The organism is Chloroflexota bacterium, assembly GCA_026710945.1.
Lineage (GTDB): Bacteria > Chloroflexota > UBA11872 > VXOZ01 > VXOZ01 > VXOZ01.
In genome coordinates, this window is record JAPOQA010000035.1 from 25,654 (window position 1) to 47,952 (window position 22,299).

The following is a 22,299-nucleotide window of genomic DNA, read 5'->3' on the forward strand; positions in this document are numbered from 1 at the left end:
CGCTTGTTACGAGCCGCCTCTGCCGGGGTAGGTGAGCTCCGCCACGCCGGACTTATCGAGTTCGCCCAAGCCCATGTCAATCATCTTGTCGTACTGCGCCTTAGTTGCCTGTGCCAGCGGTAGCGAAAGGCCGGCGTCCGCTGCCAAATCCAGCGCAATGCCGGAGTCCTTAGAGGCATGGGCGGCGGAGAAATAGCACTCGTGGTCGCGGGATTCCATGTCCTCGCCGTCGGTCTCCAGCACGCGGGAATTGGCGCCGGTCTGCGCAAAGACTTCCTGCAGCAGCGCGCTGTCGAGCCCCAGCGCTTCGCCCAGGCCGAGGCCCTCAGCCAGGCCCGCCGTGTTGATGTTCATCACCATGTTAACAAGCGCCTTGACCTGCGCCGCCTTGCCGGCGGACCCAATGTAACGCAGCGAGATGCTCATGGTGTCCAGCAGCGGCCGGGCGCGGGCAAAGGCGTCCTCGCTACCACCGCACATGAGGTACAGCGTGCCGTCGCGCGCTTGGGTGATGCTGCTCGCCATGCACGCCTCCAGGCTTTGGGCGCCTGCCGCCTCGGCGCGCTGCTCCACGTCCACGTGGACCTGGGGCGCGATGGTGGCGCAGTTCACGAAGATTTTGCCGGCGGCTCCCTGCAGGAGGCTATCGCCAGTTTCCGCGAAGATCGTATACATTGCCTGGTCATCGGTGACGACGGTTATGATCGTGTCGGCGAGACCGGTTACGTTTGCCAGCGAATCGCAGGCCTGCGCGCCGATTTTCCCGGCGAGTTCCTGGGCAATGGCGGAGTTCACGTCGTAGACGGCGGTTACGGCGTAGCCCTCGTCATTCAGGTGGCGGGCAATATTCGCGCCCATCCGACCCACGCCCACAATACCGACCGTTCCAAAGTCACTTCCCATGACTCTCTCCCTTTCGTATTAATAAAGAGCCGTTCGGCCCACGCGATGGTCAGGCCGAACGGCAATTGCAGTCGTTCCTTATGCGTACGTTAGCCGGATAGCGAGCTGTGTAACTCTTGCCAGTCCTCTAGTGCATTTAGCGTGGCAGCATCCGTAATATTGCCATCATTTGCGAGGCCGGTGGCATCGCAAATCCCGGCGACCGTGTCACCGTCATGGTTGTAACCGAGAATTGCCGCATTGCTCGCCTCGACGGTCTCCGCAGCAATGCTCCCGCCGTTCTGGTCCACGACCCACTGCTCAAACTCCAGGTACGACGGCCGGTTGGACCGCAAGTAGGCAAGCGCCGCGTCACGGTTGACGTTGAGGCCGTCTAAGACCATTTGGTCGAAGCCCGCGCCGCACTCGTCATAATCATCGGGCAGCCTGCCGTTCGCCGCCAGCGTGACCTTTAGCCACAGGCGAGGCAAGTGCACTGCTCCCAAGGGACCGGCTTCACATGAGCCAATCAGGGGTACGAGCTTATCTGCCATGACTCTTTCTCCTTGATCGCTGCACTGCGGCAACGTGGTCCGAACACAATACATCATTCAACATCGGAATCACTATAGCCGCCCAGCGGTAGCACTGTCAACACCGGTAGGTGCGAATGTCACGGGGTTTACATCCCCAGCTAGCCACCAAATGAGAATTTCTGAGAGACTCGCAAATCAATACGTTTGAGGAGGAATCGCTCAGATGAACTACTACACGCCAAGAATACGAAAACGGTTGCTCGAAATTGCTCAATGCGCAAAGCACATGATGGCCTAGCGAGACGAATCTCTAATACCCCAAAAGAATCCTCACAATGCGAAAACTCGTGTGAAGAATCGTAAATAGATCCATTAGATAAGCAAATCTATCATCGAAATCATCACTTATAGGCTCTCTAGCCATATATGATTCTATAGTGTCTAACTCTCTCAAGATTTCCCGCAACGCACTTTCGTCAACTTCCCCTCGCCTACTATAAGCTTCAATCGCAACAAGCACATTTTGCAGTCTTGCCCGTCTTTCCTCAAAGCTCACAATTTGCTCTTTCAACTAAATGGGACCCCGCGGTTGCGCATAGTAGCCGCGCGAGGGCCTTCATCTATACTAAAGGCGGGGTACTCGGGGGAGAGGGTACACTCTCGTGAAAGCGAAAGCTATTAGCTCTCCCTTTCCCTCATGCCAAGCCTTAGAGGGAAGTCAGTCTCTTTAGAATCCCAAAGTGTGTTTCCTCGTCAACTTCAAAGAGAATGGAAATATGAGTGGCGTCCGCTCCGGCAAAGTTTGTTTTGCGCCGGTGCTCTTTTACTTGCTCCTTCAAATTGCCAGTCTTGCCCACGTGTAGAATGAGTCTTTCCAATACCCTTTCACTCTCGAATACCTTCTTTTCATACATGTAAGTGCAGAGCAAAGAATCAAAGCAGTCTAGGATGTCATCTTCGGCATTGGCACTGATGCGCAAATAATGTCTGCAAGTCTCTAAATCCATAGAATCTTCCTTTTCATTCTTTTAAACTTAAGCCTAAAGACGTTCTGTAACAGGGGTAGCGTGATGAATGCAACGACAGTTAAAACCCAAACTAAGCTCTTAGAATCAAGAGACCTTCATCTTCAAGAAACGAGGGCTGCTATAGAGAGAGGCAAAGTACTACGGCCGATCTTTAAACGTAGAAGAAAAATCAACAAGAAGGTTGATCTTAATTCCTAGGATCGCTAGTCGCATGTTAAGATTAGCGTTGTGACTGATAAGAGAAGAGACTTTTTCTAAAGAATCTGTCTCATCAGAAGTAAGCCCAATCAATGACTCCATGTCTTTCATTAGAGCAGCCATCGCGCGTTCGCAAGCAAAAAAGACAAGCTTTGCCTTTTCCTCATCCCCTATATAATTGGCCAAGTAATCTTGGTATAGTAATATTGCAGCTTGATATGTCTGATCAGGATCATCACTGCGAAAGTCTGGCAAATCTGACATCAAATTTCTAATCCTTCGATTTCAACACTATTCTTCTACCACAATGAATGCCCGGTGATGATCTCCATACCTCCCATGTTTATTATTGATCTCGATCTCTGTCTGATCAACAGAAACGCTCTTTGCGGCAAACGTAGTGTAGCACAGACGGGAGAGAACGAATGCTCCTTAGAGTAACTGTCAAGAAAGCAAATGAAAGAATAAACGCTAAAGACCCTAAATGGACATCCACTGTCAACCTTGAAAGAAACGAATTTGGTGCGCCCAACGCCGTCAAAGTCTCGGTAACCATCTTGGGACGAACACATGAAGCCATGGCGCAGTTGATGATAGACACATTTAACCCGTCCCTAGACAGCATACAACACGCGGAGGATACAGCTTTTGCTAAAGCAGTAAACAGGTTCGGGTTCGACTTTGAGGTTGACCCAGAACGAAGTGATCCCTATTAGCCATCTATCCTTGCCGTGAGTTTTACTTTTCTGAGAAAATCTGACTAGCTAGGTATGTAGGTACCAGTAGTCACGGGATTTCGGTCGCTGCGGCTACAGGACGATACACTCTTAGGACGCGTGTCATCCACACGCTTACACGTCCAGGTGCGGCTGTATCAGATCGTCCAGGGTCTCGCGGCGGCGGATCAAGCGGGCGCTGCCGTCATTCACAAGCACCACTGCCGGCCGCGGCACCAGATTATAGTTGCTGGACATGGCCAGGCAGTACGCGCCGGAACTGGGCACGGCGATCAGGTCGCCGGGGTTGAGCTTGGGCATTTCAATGTCTTTGAACAGCACGTCGCCGCTCTCGCAGTAGCGGCCGGCGATGGTCACCGTCTCCTCAGCAGGATCGTGCATGCGGTTGCCGACAAGCACGGTATACAGCGCGTCGTAGAGCGCCGGTCGGATATTGTCCGCCATGCCGCCATCCACCGCGACGTATTTGCGCAAATTCGGAATCGTCTTGCTCGACCCCACCGAGTAGAGTCCGACGCCGGCCTGTCCCACGATGGAGCGTCCCGGTTCCACCACCAGACGAGGCAGCTCCCAGCCCAACGCGGCCATGCGGTCCTTTACCGTGGCCGTAACCGTTTCCGCCAGGTCTTCGATGGGCGGCGGATCGTCGGCGCCGGTGTAGCGAATGCCCCAGCCGCCGCCGGGCGAAAGCTCCTGGACAGAGAGGCCGTACCTATCGGCCATCTCGTGCGCGAACTGAATTAGCAAGTCGAGAGTGTCTACGTAGGGCTCGATGTCGAAAATCTGGCTGCCAATGTGGGCATGGATGCCGATGAGGTCCAGGTGCGGCGCGGCCTGCGCCCGCTTGACGGCTTCCTCCGCTTGGCCGATGGGCAGCGCGAAGCCGAACTTGGAATCGAGCGCGCCGGTCTTGATGTAGTCGTGGGTGTGCGCCTCGACTCCGGGGCCGATGCGCAGCAGTATTTGCGCCCGCTTCCCGGCCTCGCCCGCGATGGAATTGAGCAGGTCGATCTCGTGGAAGTTATCCACCACGATGCGTCCCACGCCGACTTCCAACGCATAGGCGAGCTCTTCCGGCAGCTTGTTATTGCCGTGGAAGTACATGCGTTCCAACGGGAAACCGGCAGCAACAGCAACCGCGATTTCGCCCGCCGACACCACGTCCAGCCCCATGCCCTCTTCAGCGGCGATCTTGACCACGTGGGGGTCGGAATACGCCTTGCTGGCGTAGAGCGGAAGGGCATCCGGGTAATTGGCGTTGAGGGCATTTACATAACGGCGCATGTTCGTGCGCAGGGTTGCTTCGTCATAGATATAGAGCGGCGTGCCGAATTCCTTTGCCAGTTCCGTGACAGGCATTCCGCCTATGGCAAGTACGCCGCTGTCGGACACTTCTGCGGAAACGGGCAACACCCGATCTGCTACTTCAATCATCTATTTCCGGCTCCTGACTTGCGTGAATCTAATGAAGAAATGCACCTCTCATGGTACCGCACTCAGCTTGGCGATGTGTAGAATTTAGGTAGGTGACGGCGCGGTTTCTCAGAGTGCGGAGAGCCAGAGTCTGCAGGGGGTGTGCCGCGGGTAGTGAGCTTTTCTGACTGCAGACGTAATGGCGCGACGGGCACCACCGTAGTACAGAAGGGATGAGACAGTGCTTCAACCACGCCGATTTGCGGGGTTAGTCTTCGTGCTCATCATTGCGTTCGCACTCTCAGGTTGCGCCATAGAGACAGGTGAGCTTCCACCGGAGTCGGCTGACGCGACGGTAAGTCCCAGGGCCACGGGCGTAGCGCAGTCTGACCAGAGCACGGAGTGCCCGGTAACGACACCCGTTCAGGTGCACCCGCCGGAGCTGATTCACGAGAGTAGTCCGCTGCCGCGTGGCGAGTATTTTGTGAGCGTCGATAAGAAGATCTGGGCAGTCGCAGTGCCATGGCGACAAGGGAGCCACAAAGTACCCTGGATCAAGCCGCTTGGATCGCAATTGGTGATACAGGGGCGGCGTCTCGACGGTGACTCCGCTCCGCTCTGGGCTTCGCTGCCCGCAGGGTATACCAATGACTTTCAACCGAGCCGTTTGATATTCTCGGCCCCCGGCTGTTGGGAGATTGAGGCCCGGGCGGATGCGAGCGTGTTGCGCATTGTAGTTGAGGTCGCGTCGCAGACGGAACCACGGAGAGCGCCATCGTGCGCGGATGCGAGCCATGTACTGCACATTAACCGGCCGATCATTCACGGCCGCATTGAGAGCAGCACGGTCGATTCAAGCGGGCGCTGGGGGTGGCTGACTGTACGGGTCGTGCGTGACCTGATGCATCCCTTCGCATTGCATTCGGTGCAAGCCGGCCAAACGCTCATGGTACTGCAGGACACAGAAAGGGAGCCATTCCTCGCGCGGGACGAGGATTACGTACTCGTGCTTGATGGTGCGCCGTGGCAAATTGTGTGTCCGCTCCAGACGTTGGCGGCGATTGACAGCGCGCATAGGCCAATTACCATTGAACCTGTGCTGCCCAGGCTGACACTCTGGACCGGTGAGACACTAACGGAGATAGAAGCGCAAGTCAGAGAGGCTATCAGAAGGTAGAGCCTACGGTGCCGTAGGCGCAAGATTCAAATCTGCGCTACCGGTTGCGCGCCCGCATGCTTGCCTTAGATTGCAGCTAATGCCGACTTGCGTTTTTCTTCATAATGCGCTGCCTCACCGAGACGTTAGTGCGGCCATCAGTTAGCCTCCGGCGCTCAGAGTCTCGTCACTCAGCAATCTGCAGGGACACGACGTCAATTTCATCCAAGCGCGGCAGCGTAACGAACGTGTGCTTGCCTTTGCGCTCAACGTGCACAGGTTGGCCGCTGGCGGCGGTTGCCGCGCTGACCCCGAGCGCTGTCTTGATGGTTACGTCGGCTAACGGCACCGCTTCCGGTATGTCGACCCAGGCCCCGGCGCGCCGACCGCGGCCAACGCCATCGCCGAGGGGCCGTGTCACGGGACAGTTGACGAGAAAGAGCTTGAGTTCGTTGCCGTCTTTGGTGTAGGTGGCTTCAACGTTGGGCACGCCTTGCAGTCGCAGGTCGGCGGCATAGCCGATGAACTGCAGTATCCGCATTGCCATGCGTCCAAAGGCCCGCGCGCCCCGCACATGTATTCAGCGAACGGCTCATGGTTGCAGTAGGCGATTTGGCCCGCGCCCATACGCCCAAAGACCACCGCCGGCATGCCGGTCTCCGTGCTCCAGCGCGTGCCGTGGCTGTCCCACACCTCGCCATGGGGCTCAACGACGGGTTTTAGAGTATACGCAAGCTCCCCAAAGCCGGGAAAATTCCGCAGCGGCCAGTGGCCGAGGGAACATGCCAACTCCCAATCCGGAATCTGCCACGCCTCAGGCGCGTGGATAAACCAACCGTCCTGGCGCCTCCCACGATGGTCTTGCCTATCGGCGAGAATGATGTCGAGTTCGCGCTGCAGGTTGTTCGCGCCGGTGACGAGCATCCGGCCGCCGCCTTCCACGAATTCCCGCAGGAATGGCAGCGATTCCGGCCGGAGATCGCCCGGATGGGCGACGATGACTGCTTTCAAGCCGGCGAGATCGGATGCCTCCAGCATGTCATCGCAGAGGAGCCGGAAGGGAAAGTGCTGTTCGGTAAGGTACTTGTACGCGCCGGCCGTGTCGCGGCTGAAGCCCTGTACGGTTGGCACGTTCCCGATCGCCACCTGCTCTTCAGAGTAGAGCAGGCCGACTTCCGCGTATGCTGTAGCTCGTGCACGCTCATCTGCGAGCGGCCCAATCTTCTCAAATGTCGCAGCTACCTTATTCAGCACCGGTTCGCCAAAGAAGCCCGTACGCGTGTCCGGCGCACCCCAGATGGTCGTGGTGTCGGCTCCCGCCGCCAGAGCGCTGGCGGCCTGGTACGTTAGTTGGCATTCGCTGACCCCCGCGTACATGACGTTGTCCCAGCAGAAGGCGATTTCGACGGGTCGCCCCTTCGCCACTGCCCGCAGCCGGTGCGTCTGCATGGCGGGCGCAAAGAAGTTGGCGCCGGTGGCATCGGATTCGCCAAAGAGGTAGTCATCATGCATGTAGGGCCAGAAGGCGTTATGAGTGAGCTGAATGTCTTTGCCGCTGGCTTGGATGCGCTCCTTTACGCCTGCGAGATACGTTTCAACTACGTGATTGCCAAAGGCGGCGAGGCGTGCCCGGTGCTCCAGCGCAAAGCGACGGCGATGTCCGCGCGCGCCGCGCCCTCTTCTAGATCGGCGCTGAGGGCCGGAAGGAGGCACCGGCACCTCGGGAAAGGGCTCTCCAAAGAATTCTCCCCAGGCTTGCCGGCAGTGATCGCAGAAACAGAGCATCCGGTAGTGGACGATGTCCAAGAACAGCCGTGAAAACGTGTATTGGGAAAGCAACTCGTCGAGCATGGCGTAGGTGTAGTCGCGATAGGGCGAGTTGAGACAGAGCCAGCGCCAGCGCGTGTGCGGGCCGGGCTGAGGGTTGCCGTCTGAATCGTGGCTGCGCCACTCAGGATGGGACCGATAGGCGTGCTCGTCCCAACGCACCGAGTAATAGAGCGCCGGATCTATACCATGCTCGCGCGCAGCGTTAGTCTGGGCCGCGATCAGGTCGAAGTCGAGCGCCGGATGCCGCTTGCCGACGGCAGTGTCATAGTACGTGTGACCCCAATGGCACTTGGCTTGCAGCAACACTCCGTCCGTACCGATGTCGCCCAACGCCGCCATCTGCGCGGCGGGATCCACCTGTGAGAGCGTGTGTGCGCCGTAGGGGCCAAAATGATTATCGATAAGTATTTGTTTTGGGCCTGCTTCTGCCATGGGCTACTTCCCTCTTACCGCGATGCCTTTGTAGGATTCACTTGCCTCAGCTACACGACTGCAGCGACAGTAGAATGTGTTCCTTGCGTCATCTCATGTGGCGTGCGGCCTATACCGAAGACTGGTTAGCATGATTCTCTTCAATGCTACTTACCTCGCAGCTAATTGCCAACTTGCCAGACTTGCCAGCCGGGGCTGACACTCTTGGCGGTCGATTTGGAGCGCCGCCCGTGTTAGGCGGTATTATAGGCGGTAGAGCAGACTGCATTTTGATCGGTAATCGCAAAGTGAACGTGCGCCCGTCCGACACTGCTACAGCAAGAGAGAGCTCCCCGCGCCTGCCCATAGAATTGCAAGAGGCGGTGGCTGCTGAAGTTGCGGCTATGAAGGCCCAAGCGGCAACGTTTCATGCGGAGGTGTTGTCCGGCACACTGACTTCAGAGGCAGACAGCGACTATACCTATGCGTTCTCATTGAGTTCGCTGCTGCCAATCCCGGATGATACGCCGGGCGAACTCCACATTGGGAGCCAGGTGCATCCATGCCGCATTATTGCCGTGCAAGGGTTGCGCGCGTCGCTGCGGCTGGCAGTTGCTCCCGCACGCTTCATCGAGCGCGCCACACTTGTGGCGCAACCGTGGGTTGCGCTTGCGCGGCTCCACGCGGCGCTTGGGGAGCAGTCGAGCGAGCCAGGCACGAGCCCAGGATTGAGTGCTGCGCTCTTTGAAGGTGAATCTTTAGCCGCAGAAGAGGTACGCGAAGATACGACAAGCTCTCAGGCGACGATGCTCGACGAGGCACAGCAGCAGGCGCTTGACACAGCACTTCAAAGAACGGTGACGGTCATTGCCGGTCCGGCAAACTCCGGGAAGACCCACCTGCTCAGCAGCATTGCGGCAGCCAGTATTGCGGCCGGCTATCGTGTGCTCGTGCTCGCTCCCTCCAACAGCGCGATAGATTCAGTGCTCCGAACGTTGATCGAGACCGGAAGCAGGACCGCCTATACAGCCGGTGAGGTGCTCCGGAGCGGCTGCAGCGCAGATCCGGCTGCGCAAAGCGCCTACCCATTGCTTGCAATGGAGCGAGCTGAAAGCCACCTCAAAGACGAGCTTGAGCAAGAGCTGGCGGCTCTGCAGGCTGAGCGCAAGGCTCTGGCGGAGCGAAATCAAGCCCTTCGCGTCCTGCAGAAGGCCGTAGGTCTGGCTCAGCGGGCAGCGGAGGAGCGTGATGCTGTGCAGGCAGAGGTGGCTGCGCTGCTGGCGCGGCAGGAAGCCGCGGCGCCCAGACCTGTTGAACCCTCGGGAGTGCAGTATTTGAAGGAGCGGTGGGAGCTTGTGTGGCAGCAGGCCAGGCGTCTCACCCGGCGGTCCACAGGTGTTGGCCGGCGCACCTTTCGCGTTGATCCGGAGCGGCAGCGGCAGGAGGCCTACGGATTTGCGCAACGGCTTGCGGAAGCGCGGCGCCGTCTCGCAGAGAATGAGGCGGCTGCGGAGCGCCTGCGTGCCAGCATTCAGCAACAGCTTGCGCAGTACGAGCTGACCACTGACAGTTTTGATGCGGCGCTTGCAGATACGGAAGCACGCCTGAGTGAAGTGGATGAAAAGCACCGGAATGCTTTGGGCGGGATGAAAGGCGTGCGACTCGCCACCCGCGAACGAGCACGACTTGTGGCGAGCACGGTCTCGCAAGCTCTCGCCGCGGAATCCCACGCTGCTGAATCGTTTGACGTCGTGCTGATTGACGACGCCCACGGTATTCCTTTGCCGCATATCTTCTGGGCCGCGGGCCTCGCGCACTCGCGTCTCGTAGTTTCGACCGAGGAGACCGCGCTACAACCCTGGCACTGCGCCCATACTGCGGTTGCCGGGCGCTGGCTGGGACGCTCGTTTGTTGAATACATGGCGGGCTTGGGGACGCAATCTGCAGCCTGGGTAGTCAACCTCTTGGAACGCCATACGCTCCAGCCGTCGTTTGCCGAAGCCGTCTCGCGCTGGCTCGACGTTGCCGGGGACGGCAGCAAATCGCTGTTAATGCAGGCGCCAAGCCGACTGCAGGGGCCGCGCCGCAGCGTGCGGCGACGCTTACCGGTGCGCGGACATACCGTGCCCCTTGAGAAGGCGTTGGGGCAGGAAAGTCCATTGTTGCTCGTAGATACCGGTGCATTGAAGCCGTGGAGTGAAGCGATCCCGCAGGAAGGGCGCATGAACATCGGGGGCGCCCTTGCGGCGGTAGCGCTCGCGGAACGGGTCCACGCGGCAGAACCAAAGGCAACAGTTGCAGTCGTGACGCCATACGCTGCACAAGCTCGTCTCTTGCTTCACTTGGCCCGAGACCGGGAGATTAACGCCGGTATCGACATTTACGCGCCTCCATGCCTGCCTCAGCGGGGGGCAGACATTGTAATTTTGGATACTGTGGAGACGCCGGGTACTTTCACTTGGTCTGCTCTTGACGATTCCCGCCCCGATTCCCAGGCGTATGCCCTCTTTAGCGGCGTGTTTAGTCAGGCGCGGCAGCGGGTGATGATCGTCGCCCATTGGAAGCACGTGCGCGACACGTTTGGCGCGCGTGCGCTCATGCGGCGCATGTTGGGAGAGGCCGTGCAGTCCGGGTGGGCGGTTTCGGCGTCCGAGCTTGTGCGAAGCGAACGTGCCGGTGCGCTGCCACGCGTTCCGTTGGCGCCGTCTCACTCCAAAGGAGCGGGCGCCAAACGGTCCGGCAAACCTACCGGCTGGCACCTTCTCTTGGAAGACCTGCAAGCGGCAGAGCGCCATGTGACCGTGTGGAGTCCGCATTTGGCATTGTCCACCGTGGAACGCCTGCTAGACTCGCTGCCGTCCGCGCTCTTGGAGCGTGGCGCGGTGAGAGTTATCACCCTTCCTCCCGCTCAGCAGAGGGGGCAACGAGCACAGGGGGCTGAGGCGCGGCAGGTATGTGAACAGGTCGGTGCGGTTGTAGAAGAACGCAGCGCGCTGGCAGCAAGTCTTGTGACCGTGGACGACCGCCTGACTTGGGAATGTACATTCCCGCCGCTCGGGGCCGTCAGCCGCGGTGCGGAATTGCGCCGAGTTGAGAGTGAGCAGATCGCGAGGACGCTGCGGAAGCTCCTGGCGCCGCCACATAGCGCCGCCGCTCCCCAGGACATGGCAGCTTTCATGCCCTACACTGAGGCAGCGAGCTTATTGACCCAAGCTGGCTCCTATTCTCCTGCACGGGAGCTGCGGTAGATTGCGGGCAGGCCGGTTTGCCAGCCGGCTGGCAAACCCCAAATCGCCTTCTTGCCGGTGTGAGAGGAAGTCTTAGCGGGCCGGTCAGGCGTGAGAAATTCACTTTGCATTGATGGTAGGCATGAGGGTGATGCCTGCACCTGACGCAGGTTTCAAACCTGCGCTACCGCAATGAAATAGGGCGCCGTGAGCTGCGGACTCTCGACGCACGCAGTCGTGCGTCGAGGCTTGCGAGATGTCCATGAAGCGCGTACTGCGGCTGTTTTCTCGCCTGGGGAGAGACTATTGCGAAACTCTGGCGGTTCCCAGGAACCGGGCGACATTGGTGTAGATTTCCCCTCACCCCGGCCCATTCCCCCAGGGAGAGGGTGTCTCCACTTTAGAAGGCCCTGGTTGCGCAAAAGACTCCCCAAGTAGAGAGGCGTTTTCGCCTACCGGCATGGATGTGCATAGGTCTTGTTCAGCGAGTGCGGAGCCAAGGGGGAACGGGAGCCCCCGCCCTACAGGTTGTGCCTGCAAGCTCAGGGTGGAGCAATGCGGTGCGGTTGGTAAGCCTCCGCTCAATGGTTTGAGCAGGTTGGCGCAGGTGGAGAAATGCGGCGCGGGGGCTTGCCCTCCGCACTACTCCCGATTCAAGGCCGCTGAGAATATGCAATCTTCCTGGCGTGGAGTGGCTAGTCTGCCGCAAAATCGGCGAGGGTGGGTTGCTCGACGTCGATGAAGTCTTTGCATGCCATGACGATCGAGGCCGTGCGGCTGCCCGCGTTGAACGAGATGCGCTCGTTCGCCAGCAGGCCGCGGTCCACGTAGGTTGGAAGGTCTATGACGCTGCCAAACGGGGGTACCGCTCCGACGGGCAGGCCTGTCGATGCGCGCAGTTCATCCGGATTGACCATGCGCAGGTTCTTGATGCCGAACGCTCGCTTGAAAGCACGCGTGCCCACTCGTCGATGGGCGGGCACCACTGCCAGCACCATCGCTTCGTCCGCGGCAAAGACGAGGGCTTTCGCGCCCTCGTGCAGAGGCGTGCCGCGCACCGCCGCCGCTTCCTGGCTGGTCTTCACCGGTGCATGTTCTTTAAACGAGAAGGTGGCACCGTGGTCGCGCAGCAGCTTGAGGATGCGCTCGGTTACTGTGCTTGACATAAGGATACGTTGCCCCCGACTGTTTGGAAAGGCCTGAGAGATGCGGTAACGCCGAACGAGAACCTGTCGCCAGTATACCACCGGAGGCCGGGCGAGCCAGATCCAGAAAGAGCAACGAGAACTCATCTCATAGATAGATTCGACATGCCGTTTCGTTTTCCCGTTCCTTCTGAGCCTGTCGAAGGGCAGATCTGCGCAAAGCTATGTATTTATGAGATGAGTTCTAGCAAGAAGCAGACCCAGTGAAGACTTTATGCTTCGTTGGCAGCGGGCGCATAGGGTTTACACAGGGGCCACTTGCTGTGCTGAGGGTTCCGATTCAGAGCAAGCCCGCTGTCAGGCCGCCGTCGATGTGGATGACTTGACCGGTGATATAGGAGGCGGCGTCGCCGGTGAGATACGATACGAGCGCAGCAATCTCCTCGGGAGTTCCCGCGCGCTTGATGGGAAGCTTCTGCATAAGGCGGTCCATGAGGTGCGGCGGTATGTCGTGGGTCAGGTCGGTGGGGATATAGCCGGGCGCGATAGCATTGACCGTGATACCCCTGCTGCCCATCTCCACGGCAGTGGAGCGGGTCAACGCGACGACTCCGGCCTTAGCGGCAGTGTAGTTCGCTTGCCCGGGATTGCCGACCAGCCAGCCGACTGACGTGATGTTGACTATGCGGCCCCAGCGCTGCGCCAGCATGGGGCGCAACGCGGCGCGGGTGCAGAGAAAGGCGCCGCGTAGGTTGGTGTCTACTACCAGGTCCCAGTCATCTTCGCTCATCTTGAGGACGAGAGTATCTTTGGTGATACCAGCATTGTTCACCAAGACGTGGATGCTGTCGAACCGGCTCAGGGTTTCGTCTACGACAGACGTGACCGCTGCGGAGTCTCGCACGTCCCCGCTGACTGCCAGCGCGTTGCCGCCATCGCTTTGGATCTGCGCTACAGTTTCGAACGCGGCTTCTTCGTTGACCTGGTAATTGATCGCTACGTTAGCGCCGGCTGCGGCGAGATGGAGCGCTATAGTGCGCCCGATGCCGCGCGAGGCTCCCGTTACGAGCGCCGTTTTGCCGGCGAGGTGTTGTTCCATATTTTCAGTGCGTTGCGGGAGAGCTTGGCTGGACATTACGTATCTGTAGAGGCGGTTGAGACCCGAGTCCTCAGCTAGTTCTAGCGTACTTGAACTGGACTAACGGTCGTGGGACGGATCAAGTAAAGCCCCCCCCCCTCACCCCGGCTCTCTCCCCAGGGAGAGGGAGTCACTTTGGCTGCCGACCTGGACTGAGCAAGAGTCTCCGAGGGAGAGGGAGCCCCCGCCAGGTTGTGCGGACAGTTCATCGTCTGCGTTAGAAAGGACTCTTACTGCTCGCTGTGGTTGCGCAAACGTCTCCTAAGAGAGAACTCTCACTTGCGCCGGTTACGCTCTACGGCGAGCGCAAGCCGTTGCAGAGCGCAAAGCGTCACGTCTTTTCGGCGACAACCTGCAGCCAGTAGCGGGGGACCGTGGTTAGTTTCAACTCCTTTAGGGCTTCCCGGATGCCGTGCTTGAGCACCTCGGCGCCTATGTCCAACGGCACGCTGGGCAAAACCCCTTCGATGAAGAGAGAGTAATCGCTAATGTCTTCCAGGCTCTCCTGTGTCATTTCGACTTGCCGGCACTCCATGTGGGTAACGGCAAAGCCGTTCTCTCCGAGCAGCGCTTCGTATTGATCGGGGGAGAGCCAGCGCATGGCGGTTGTCTTTGCATCCTTGACGACTTTGACATTGGGATATTCTCGTCGCAGCTTCTGCACCGCACGGACGATCCATATGCGATTGGCCTTCTCTGTAATGGGAAGGTAGGCCCCGTCGAAGAACGTCGTATTGAAGGCAATCACACCGCCGGGATTGAGGGCCTTGCCGACCTCCCGCAAGACAGCCTGTTTGTCCTCGATCAGATGAATGGCATTGCAGAAGAAGAGCGCGTCGGCAGAAGAGACCAATTGGGATACGTTTTCGGCGCTGCCATTGAGAAACTTGACCATGGAACTGCTAACGCTCTGCCGAGCCTTGTCCAACGCCAAGGGAGAAGGGTCAATCCCAAGAATCTGTGCTTTCAACCCGAGATCCTGCACTTTGGCGAGGACCAGCCGCGTAATGGCACCGGTGCCGCAGCCCAGGTCCACGATGCGCCGCTGCACGGTCGGATCAAGCCGCTCGAGAAAGCCTAGGGCGGATTCAACCAGTCGAGTGTTGGTTTCACGATAGAATTCATGCCGAGCGAATGGCTCGAAGGAGTGATCCGTTGCCTGCAAATCTCCCATTGAACACTTTCCTCCCACCGGCACGGACGCTGAACTTCCAGTTAAGCGGTGCCGGTCACTTCCTTGTGCGCGGGATCAGCCGTGGATACCGCGATACAGAACTCGACGTTGTCTCCGACTTTCAGCCTATCCGTGAATAACACCGTGCAGAGCTTTCGAGAAGCCCCTGTCGCAGTTTACTACCCATTATACGGGTTTTCGGTTTGGCAGGGACAACCACACGCCACAACTCTGCGCTCGTTCCCGGCTCCCCTGGGCAGACCGGTCTGAAACGCAATGCTACAATGTGTGCGTGAGTGGGCGCAAACAGCAGGAGACTCTGCTGTCTACCGTATCACTCCGCGTGAGCCGCGCGAGGGAAAGCGCGAGCGTCGTCAACGAGAATGGGTGTTTCCATGAGGAAGAGCGCATGAAGATCCGCACGGTAGAGGCAGTGCCGCTGCGGTGGCCGGTGCAGAGCAGCGGCCGCGAGCGGCCTTCGGACTATGGGCTTCACGACGAGACCCACGCCATCATTGTAAGGATCGAGACGGACGACGGGCTCGTCGGCCATGGCGAGGTTCATCCGGGCTATGGCTACACGCGAGGCGCGTGCTTTTCATTGCAAGCCATTGTCGAGCGGGAACTCGGACCGGAGATCATTGGTCAAGACCCCACGCAGCCTGAGTATGTCTGGGAAAAGATGTACAACGGCCCGCGCCTGGACATTGCGCTCACCTACGGCCAGAGCGCGCCGCGCATGGGCCGCCGGGGTGTGACCGTTTGCGCTATGGGTGGCATTGACATGGCACTTTGGGACATTTTTGCCCGGTCGCTCGGTGTGCCGATTTACAAGCTGCTGGGCGGCGGGTACCGCTCCCGCTTGCCTACGTATGCAAGCGGCGGTCACGCTGACGCGGACGGCGCGGGAGATGAGGCGCTGGGCTACATTGCACAGGGCTTTCGGGCAGTGAAGATGCGCGTGGGCGCCATGGATGCGCCCCGCATCGTTAAGGACGGCATCGCGCGCATTCGCGCCGTACGGGAGGCTATCGGACCCGACAACAGAATCATGCTGGACGCCCACGGTTCCCTTAATGAGGGCCAGGCGATTCGCTTGGCGCAGGCGGCTGAGGAATATGATATTGACTGGTTCGAGGAGCCGGTGAGCAGCGACAACTGGAACGGTATGCGACGGGTGCGACAGGCAACGTCAATTCCCATTTCAACCGGTGAGAATGACTTCACCCACTTCGACTTTCGCGACATCATCGCGCGCGAGGCGGCAGACATCCTGCAACCCGATCTTGCGGTGGTCGGCGGGTTTACGGCAGCACGCCGCATCGGCACCCTGGCACATGCGGCAAATCTGCAGGTGGCCCCGCACATTTGGGGATCGGCGCTCCTTTTCTACGCCAGCTTGCAACTGGCGGCGGCACTGCCGAATTGTCCGATCATCGAATTTCGCCAGGGCGGCAATCCGCTCTTTACCGAACTGATCGCACCGCCGCCCGCGATAGACAGTGAGGGCTGCGTGACGATCCCAGATGGGCCCGGCTTGGGTGTGGAAATAGACCTGGAGGCAGCCAAGCGAAAGTTTCCCTTTGAAGGTGCGTAGCGCGGTTGGATGTGCCATGCGGCAGGATCATTGCCACAGGAATATACCGTAACCGGGCAGGTTGTGTATCCTGATCTTGAGAGAAAGCGCACGTTTCTGCAGTAATGGCAATTGCCATGACCCACAAGCAGGCACTTGTGTAGCTCTGGCATGCAAATGGAATTGGGGTGGATGGGCACCCGATTCCCCTCACCCCGGCCCTCTCCCCAAGGAGAGGGAGGAAGTCATACGCCTAAGGGAGAGGGAGGAAGTTATACGCCTGAGGAAGAGGGCGCAAGTCATACACCTGAGGAAGAGGGAGCAAGTCTCGCGCCTGCGGCGTGCGGGAGGGAAGCTCTTGTGCTAGCGGAGTGAGAAGTGCAAGTCTTGCTCCTGGGGACGGAGAGGTAACAAGACTTCCAACGGCATTCTTGGAGAGTTAGGTGTTCATGGCGGCCGGCGCGGGTCATGCGATGGGCTCAATCAGGGAGAAGAGATAACGGTGGCAACTCTTACGGGCACAATTCACGATGCATCTACCGGCAGCCCGCTGGCAGCGAAGGTCTCGGTGCAAAGCAGTCAGGGCAGATTCCTTGTCCCTGAAGACAGTTTGGAGACCGTTGGCACGACCAACCCGTTCTTCTACTGCGACGGCGCCTTCACGCTCGAGGGCCCGCGGGGACAGGTGGACGTGCGCGTGGAGCGGGGTACCGAGTACGCGCCGCTCGAAATGACCGTAGACCTCCCAACCCAAGGCACGGTCAACCTCGAAATGCCGCTCCAGCGCTGGATAAGTCTGCCCAAGCAAGGGCTCTACCCCGGCAATACACACATCCACTACCGTGAGTTCGAAAGCCGGCCGGAGGAACGCCTGCGCTTCGACTCCACGGTAGAAGACCTCACCGTGACCATTATCAGCGTGCTGCAGCGCCAGGAATTGGAGTACGCGACAAATCGCTTTCCAGTGGGACAAATGGAGCACCCCACCACGCCGGGACACGTGCTGGACGTAGGTGAGGAATCTCGTCACAATCGCACTCCTTGGGATATCGGCTACGGCCATGTGATGCTGGTGCGGCTGCAAGAGCACGTGGAGCCACTGAGTCGCGGTGTGCTGGTGGATGAATCAGCGCCGGACTACCCGCCCCTCATCGATGCCTGTACCGCCGCGCAGGAGCAGGGCGGTGTGACGATCTGGTGTCACAACGGCCAGGGAATGGAGGCGCCCATTGCCGCCGGTTTGGGGCGGCTGGATGCCTTGAATCTCTTTGACCCCTACTGGTCAGACCCCGAGTACGATCTGTGGTACCACCTGCTCAATTGTGGATTTCAACTGCCGGTCAGCACCGGCTCAGACTGGTTTGTGTGCTCAGCGAACCGGGTGTACGTGCAGCTCGAGGACTCTTTCTCGTACGACACGTGGTTGGATGGTCTCAAGAGCGGGGCAACGTTCATTACAAACGGCCCATCGCTCACTCTCCGCGTTGCCGGGCAGCCGCCTGGCAGCGTGCTGGACATGCGCACCAGCAGACGCAAGCAGGTGAATACCTTTGTGCGCTGGCAGGCATTGCGGCCGGTGCAACGCATCGAACTCATCTGCAACGGGGAGGTGGTGGCGCGCGAGGAATACGGTGACGGACTGCGCGAGGGCGTCTTGCGCACTCGCTTGACGGTTCCGAACGACAGTTGGATTGCCGCGCGCTGCTGGGGTCGGCAGCGCGATAGTTACGGCCATGCGCAATGGGCCCACACTAGTCCGGTGTACGTGCAAGCTGGTGGTTCCAACCCGGCTACCAGGGCGTCTGCTGAGTTCTTCGTGGCAGCAATCGAGCGGGCTACCGCGTGGATTACGACGAAAGGCCGCTTCGACCATAACGACCAGCGGCAGCGCATGCTGGAAATCTTCAACACCGGTCGCGAGCAATATACCCGTCTGGCACGTGGATAGGTCGAGGAAAGTTTCAGCTTCCACATCCGCGGTAAGATTTTCCAATGTTCGATTCAAGAGGGCTAACTCAGGCTACAGATGTTGCCCCGTGATTGTGTATGTGGAAGAGACCATCGTGTAGCGCTGACAAATAACAAGAATCTAGACTGAAGCGACGAAGTTTTCTCCTCAGCCCGGTCCTCTTCCCCAAGAGACCTTTGCAAAACCCATGTGGAAAGGAGATTGTCCCCTCTCCCTAAGGAGACTTTTGCATAACCCTTCACCTTTGAGGGGGAAGGTTGGGATGGGGGTGAAATGACTTGACATCATGCTGTCTTTAGTTGTAAAAGCGCTCTGGATTCCGGCTTTCGCCGGAATGACGGAGTTACGCAAAGGTCTCCCAAGGAGTGGGGGTTTCCGCTGCTGCCAGCCTAGAGGGTGCAAGAGCCTTCATGTTGTGCAAAGGTCTGCTATGGAGGGAATTGGGGCAAGGCAGCGCGCGCCACGGGTTCGCTGAAGAAGATTGCCCCGACTGGGGAAAGGAGCGGCGACTAAACAGCACGGGCCTTGGCGTGGCCTAGCGAAAGCTGACTGCATGGCTGAGCGTGGTCTAATTGCAGCATGGGACGACCCAATATGTCCATATGAAACGCGTGACTATCTACACGGACGGTGCTTGCATCGGTAATCCCGGGCCGGGCGGCTACGGCGCGGTAATCATGTTCAAACAACACCGCAAAGAAATCTCCAGCGGATTTCGCAAAACGACGAACAACCGCATGGAGATTCTTGCGGCCATTCGCGCGTTAGAAACGCTCACTGAGCCCTGCGAGGTGACCTTGCATAGTGATTCCGCATACCTTGTGAATGCAATGATGCAAGGTTGGGCAGAGAGGTGGAAAGCCCAGGGGTGGAAACGCGGGAAGCAGGGCAAGGCCGCCAATCCCGATCTCTGGGAGATCTTGCTCAATTTAGCCGGCACGCACCGCGTTACTTTCAAGTGGGTACCCGGTCACAAGGGAATACTGGAAAACGAGCGTTGCGATGCGCTCGCGAACGCGGCGGCGCGGGGCAAGAACTTGCCGGTTGACGAGGCGTACGAAAAGTCTACGACACCGACATAGACGGAAGCAGAAGCAGTCCGCTCGAGTGAGCTTTACTTGCAGATGCCATACGACGGGTACTCGCGCAGAGGTGGGGTGAAGTCGCCAAGACCGGTGCAAGCCGTAGTTTAGGGCAAGCCCTGTGGGTCCAGATTCCTAACGGCTGCTCGGAGTGCCGCATCGCCGCGATTCCGGGCTAACCACTGCGGGGTGAGCCAAAGAGCAGTATTGCGCAGGGCGCAGGCGAGGGGATTCTGCCATTGGCGCGGAGTCCAATGCCTGCCCCTACTTCCTGCAACACCGGCGCGCGTTCGTAAACGGCGGCGGGAATGCCGGCCTGTTGTAAGGCAAAGGCGGCTGCCAGACCGCCAATGCCGCCGCCGATGATGAGGACGGCGCTCTCAGCGGGGCGCGCCTGAGGCTCACGTGCGTTGGCTATGGCGGATAACCTTTCACGTACAGCGACCTAAGCGGTCAAGCTGCGCGGATTAAGGTGCACAAGGCTACCCTGTGCGGGCCACGACAAGTGCATCGACGCCGGATTCTGCTCCCCAAACTTCGCCAGGCCTACCGAGGAGTTGTCGCACCGCGGCACCGCTGCTGGGCCAGGGATAGGTGGCGAATGACTCGTCAGTTGGGTCGAAGCGCACAAGGGCGTTGGCGCCGAAGTCCGTAAGCCAGACCAAGTCGTGCTCGTCGACATAAACGGCGTAGGCGCGGGGTGAATCGCCAGGGAGCCGCCACTCCCGCCAGCTCTGATCTGTCGGGTCGTAGAGACTGACCTGTCCGGCATTCCACTCGGCCACCCAGATGCGGCTCTGCGAATCCGACCACACGCGCCGGGCGCCCTGGCCCGCCGTGGGCGGATCCAGTTCCGTGACGGCACCGGTAGTTGTGTCTACGTGCCCCACGTAGCTACCTGCGAGTGAGGCGTAATAGACATTGCCGTCGGGTGTGGTGCAGATGCCATACGGGCCGCGACCGCGTGGAGCATTAAAGACCTGCAATTCCCCACTCTGCGGGTCAACGCGACCGTAGATGCCGCTCTGTCCGGTGAACCAGCAGATGCCATTGGAGTCGAACGTTGCCGTGTTGAGATTGGCGTAGCCCGTGCTAGCCGGCAGCGAGAAAATAGCTACGTCCTCTGTGGCTGGATCGACGCGCACCATGGCGTTGAGGCCGCCGTCGGTGATCCAGGGCGCGCTGTCCGGACCCACGATCACGCCGTGAGGCCGCGCGCCGCTGCCAAGGTGAATGTGGCGCGTTTCACCGGTGGTGGGATCGAGAATGCCCAGGGCTTCTCGGTGCTGGGCAGTGTACCAAACGATGCCGTTGGTCTCCAGCGCCGGTGCCACGTCGTGGGGGTGCGCGCCGCTTGGAACAGGGAATTCCTGCAGGGAGACACTCTCCGCAGTGGGCTTCGGCATGGATTCCGTTTTCGTCACCGGAGTCGCGGCAGGCGTGGGAGTTGGCATGGGGGAGGCAGCGGGTTCCTCCGCCGTTTCATCCGAAGTGCCGCCGCACGCCGCTGCCAAGCACACGGTGGCCAAAGCCAGCCCCTGACCGAGTAGTTTTCTTCTCGTCATAGTAATCAGGTTGCTCCTTTGCAGGCGTCGCGGCGTCTGAGCGCCGGACGGCGGTACGTCAAACTCTCCTGAATCCACCATACCGCAGACGTGACGGGTTTGTGAATCAAAGACAGCGTTGCCTGTGTACGCCGATAGTTGCCGCCTACTCTCTCGTCGCGCTGGTGGAGACGTCCAGCCAGTCGCCAATGGGGTCGATATCGTGTCGCGCGCGGTGCAGGCGCTGTCGAGCGTTGTCAATAAAGCGCCGGTCGTTAACCTGGATGCCGTAGAGCAACTCTATGAAGAGGATGCGTCTTGCGATGAGTTCGATGCGGCGGCGCATAGCACGAGACACGTCCAGCGTGTAGGAGTTGAGTACGGCCTCCAGGAAGGCGGTACCGAAGCCCGCGAGCAACGCGCAAAAGTCTACCGCCGGGTCGCCCTTCTGCCCGGCTTCCTCGAAGTCTATGACGCCGCTGACTTCCCCTCGTGATTCATCGTAGAGGATATTCGATCCGTCGAAGTCGCCGTGAGTGAACACGGGCGTGAGTTCCCACAGAGAACTGTCGCCGGACATCTCCCGGAACAGATTGCTCGTCCACTCCTGCTCCTCCGCACTAAGCAGCGGGAACGCCTGCGCTTTCACCTGGCGGAATAGGCTGCGCGCGTTGTCACGCCCGATAGTCGATGGGGAAGGTGGGCGCAGCTCTGCCGGTAAGGTTGATAGCGGGATGGCATGAAGCTCTGAGAGGAACGCGCCAATCTGGCCTGCCACGCGCTGAAGCTCGTCTTCCGAAATGGAGCAGCCGGACAGGCTCCGGCCAGACAGCCTAGCGTAGCCCGCCACCGGGTACGGGAACTGCTCGCAACCCGCGCTAAAGTAGCGGTAGCGCGGGACCGGGAGCCGGAGTAAAGGTGCTACGGAATCGTACACGCGTTTCTCGTGGAAGAGGAATGCGCCGTCTTCCTCAGGTGCGTCGCCGTTATCTACTGAGCCGCCTGCGTGAGGAAAACGAAATATCAGCGAATGATTGACGACGAACACGCGGCAAGTCCCGCCGCCTTTGAAACGGATGTGCGCAACCCGAATATTAGGGAAGCACGTTTCAATGACACGTTGGTAGAAGGTTTCGTCTACGGACATGGTGGAGTTAATGTGTACCTGTTGACTCTACGCTTGTTTCACCGTGACCACATACATGTGTCTGCATTCCCCTACCCAACCCCAAGGGCGGCGGTGACCGCCTGCC

General features: G+C 59.3%; 18 protein-coding genes and 1 pseudogene. 6 read left to right on the forward strand and 13 right to left on the reverse strand.

Annotated elements, in window-relative coordinates; all coding sequences use genetic code 11:
- Window positions 1-6 precede the first annotated feature (6 nt).
- The 4 genes from OXE05_07025 to OXE05_07040 all read right to left on the reverse strand — a co-directional run bounded on the left by OXE05_07025 (window position 7) and on the right by OXE05_07040 (window position 2,908).
- A complete protein-coding gene (locus tag OXE05_07025; protein MCY4437071.1) occupies window positions 7-903 on the reverse strand; it encodes an NAD(P)-dependent oxidoreductase in 897 nt (298 codons plus the stop codon).
- An 89-nt stretch (window positions 904-992) separates the two neighbouring features.
- Window positions 993-1,436: a DUF5069 domain-containing protein gene (locus OXE05_07030; protein ID MCY4437072.1), complete on the reverse strand. Its 444-nt coding sequence runs from the start codon at window positions 1,434-1,436 to the stop codon at window positions 993-995.
- Between the two features lie 689 nt (window positions 1,437-2,125).
- Window positions 2,126-2,425 carry a hypothetical protein gene (locus tag OXE05_07035; protein ID MCY4437073.1) on the reverse strand — a complete coding sequence of 100 codons (300 nt, stop codon included), beginning with the start codon at window positions 2,423-2,425 and terminating at the stop codon, window positions 2,126-2,128.
- Window positions 2,426-2,584: 159 nt separating this feature from the next.
- Window positions 2,585-2,908 (reverse strand): hypothetical protein, encoded by a 324-nt coding sequence (locus OXE05_07040; GenBank protein MCY4437074.1) that lies wholly within the window; start codon window positions 2,906-2,908, stop codon window positions 2,585-2,587.
- Window positions 2,909-3,069: 161 nt separating this feature from the next.
- On the opposite strand from OXE05_07040, the gene OXE05_07045 reads away from it, so the two are divergent.
- Complete coding sequence (locus OXE05_07045; protein ID MCY4437075.1) at window positions 3,070-3,360, forward strand: hypothetical protein; 291 nt, start codon at window positions 3,070-3,072, stop codon at window positions 3,358-3,360.
- Between the two features lie 135 nt (window positions 3,361-3,495).
- Here the strand turns inward: OXE05_07045 and lysA are convergent, their stop codons facing one another.
- Window positions 3,496-4,812, reverse strand: a complete 1,317-nt coding sequence (gene lysA / locus OXE05_07050; GenBank protein MCY4437076.1) for a diaminopimelate decarboxylase — start codon at window positions 4,810-4,812, stop codon at window positions 3,496-3,498.
- 223 nt (window positions 4,813-5,035) lie between these two features.
- Here lysA and OXE05_07055 point away from each other — a divergent pair, with 223 nt between their 5' ends.
- Window positions 5,036-5,971, forward strand: a complete 936-nt coding sequence (locus OXE05_07055; protein MCY4437077.1) for a hypothetical protein — start codon at window positions 5,036-5,038, stop codon at window positions 5,969-5,971.
- 166 nt (window positions 5,972-6,137) lie between these two features.
- Here OXE05_07055 and OXE05_07060 read toward each other — a convergent pair whose 3' ends face one another.
- Both OXE05_07060 and OXE05_07065 read right to left on the reverse strand, forming a co-directional pair.
- Entirely contained in the window at window positions 6,138-6,440 is a 303-nt protein-coding gene (locus tag OXE05_07060; protein MCY4437078.1) for a hypothetical protein, read from the reverse strand.
- A complete protein-coding gene (locus OXE05_07065; protein MCY4437079.1) occupies window positions 6,368-8,212 on the reverse strand; it encodes a hypothetical protein in 1,845 nt (614 codons plus the stop codon). Before OXE05_07065 ends, OXE05_07060 begins: the two co-directional genes overlap by 73 nt.
- Window positions 8,213-8,481: 269 nt before the next feature.
- Between OXE05_07065 and OXE05_07070 the strand changes: the two genes are divergently transcribed.
- On the forward strand, window positions 8,482-11,439 hold the full coding sequence (locus OXE05_07070) for an AAA domain-containing protein (protein ID MCY4437080.1): 2,958 nt from the start codon (window positions 8,482-8,484) through the stop codon (window positions 11,437-11,439).
- A 674-nt stretch (window positions 11,440-12,113) separates the two neighbouring features.
- Here OXE05_07070 and OXE05_07075 read toward each other — a convergent pair.
- The 3 genes from OXE05_07075 to OXE05_07085 form a co-directional block, all read right to left on the reverse strand.
- Complete coding sequence (locus OXE05_07075) at window positions 12,114-12,584, reverse strand: hypothetical protein (protein ID MCY4437081.1); 471 nt, start codon at window positions 12,582-12,584, stop codon at window positions 12,114-12,116.
- A 319-nt stretch (window positions 12,585-12,903) separates the two neighbouring features.
- The gene (gene fabG / locus OXE05_07080) at window positions 12,904-13,662 is read right to left on the reverse strand and encodes a 3-oxoacyl-[acyl-carrier-protein] reductase (GenBank protein ID MCY4437082.1); all 759 of its coding nucleotides are present in this window, start codon (window positions 13,660-13,662) and stop codon (window positions 12,904-12,906) included.
- A gap of 370 nt (window positions 13,663-14,032) precedes the next feature.
- Window positions 14,033-14,875 (reverse strand): methyltransferase domain-containing protein, encoded by an 843-nt coding sequence (locus OXE05_07085; protein MCY4437083.1) that lies wholly within the window; start codon window positions 14,873-14,875, stop codon window positions 14,033-14,035.
- A 409-nt stretch (window positions 14,876-15,284) separates the two neighbouring features.
- Here OXE05_07085 and OXE05_07090 point away from each other — a divergent pair, with 409 nt between their 5' ends.
- The 3 genes from OXE05_07090 to rnhA all read left to right on the forward strand — a co-directional run bounded on the left by OXE05_07090 (window position 15,285) and on the right by rnhA (window position 19,502).
- Entirely contained in the window at window positions 15,285-16,472 is a 1,188-nt protein-coding gene (locus tag OXE05_07090) for a mandelate racemase/muconate lactonizing enzyme family protein (GenBank protein MCY4437084.1), read from the forward strand.
- A 481-nt stretch (window positions 16,473-16,953) separates the two neighbouring features.
- The gene (locus OXE05_07095) at window positions 16,954-18,399 is read left to right on the forward strand and encodes a CehA/McbA family metallohydrolase (protein ID MCY4437085.1); all 1,446 of its coding nucleotides are present in this window, start codon (window positions 16,954-16,956) and stop codon (window positions 18,397-18,399) included.
- Between the two features lie 623 nt (window positions 18,400-19,022).
- On the forward strand, window positions 19,023-19,502 hold the full coding sequence (gene rnhA, locus OXE05_07100) for a ribonuclease HI (GenBank protein MCY4437086.1): 480 nt from the start codon (window positions 19,023-19,025) through the stop codon (window positions 19,500-19,502).
- A gap of 238 nt (window positions 19,503-19,740) precedes the next feature.
- Here the strand turns inward: rnhA and OXE05_07105 are convergent.
- From OXE05_07105 to OXE05_07115, 3 genes and pseudogenes are all read right to left on the reverse strand, one after another.
- Window positions 19,741-19,920: pseudogene (locus tag OXE05_07105) on the reverse strand (NAD(P)-binding protein).
- A 64-nt stretch (window positions 19,921-19,984) separates the two neighbouring features.
- Window positions 19,985-20,908 carry a lyase gene (locus OXE05_07110; protein ID MCY4437087.1) on the reverse strand — a complete coding sequence of 308 codons (924 nt, stop codon included), beginning with the start codon at window positions 20,906-20,908 and terminating at the stop codon, window positions 19,985-19,987.
- 304 nt (window positions 20,909-21,212) lie between these two features.
- Entirely contained in the window at window positions 21,213-22,193 is a 981-nt protein-coding gene (locus OXE05_07115; GenBank protein MCY4437088.1) for a phosphotransferase, read from the reverse strand.
- Window positions 22,194-22,299 lie beyond the last annotated feature (106 nt).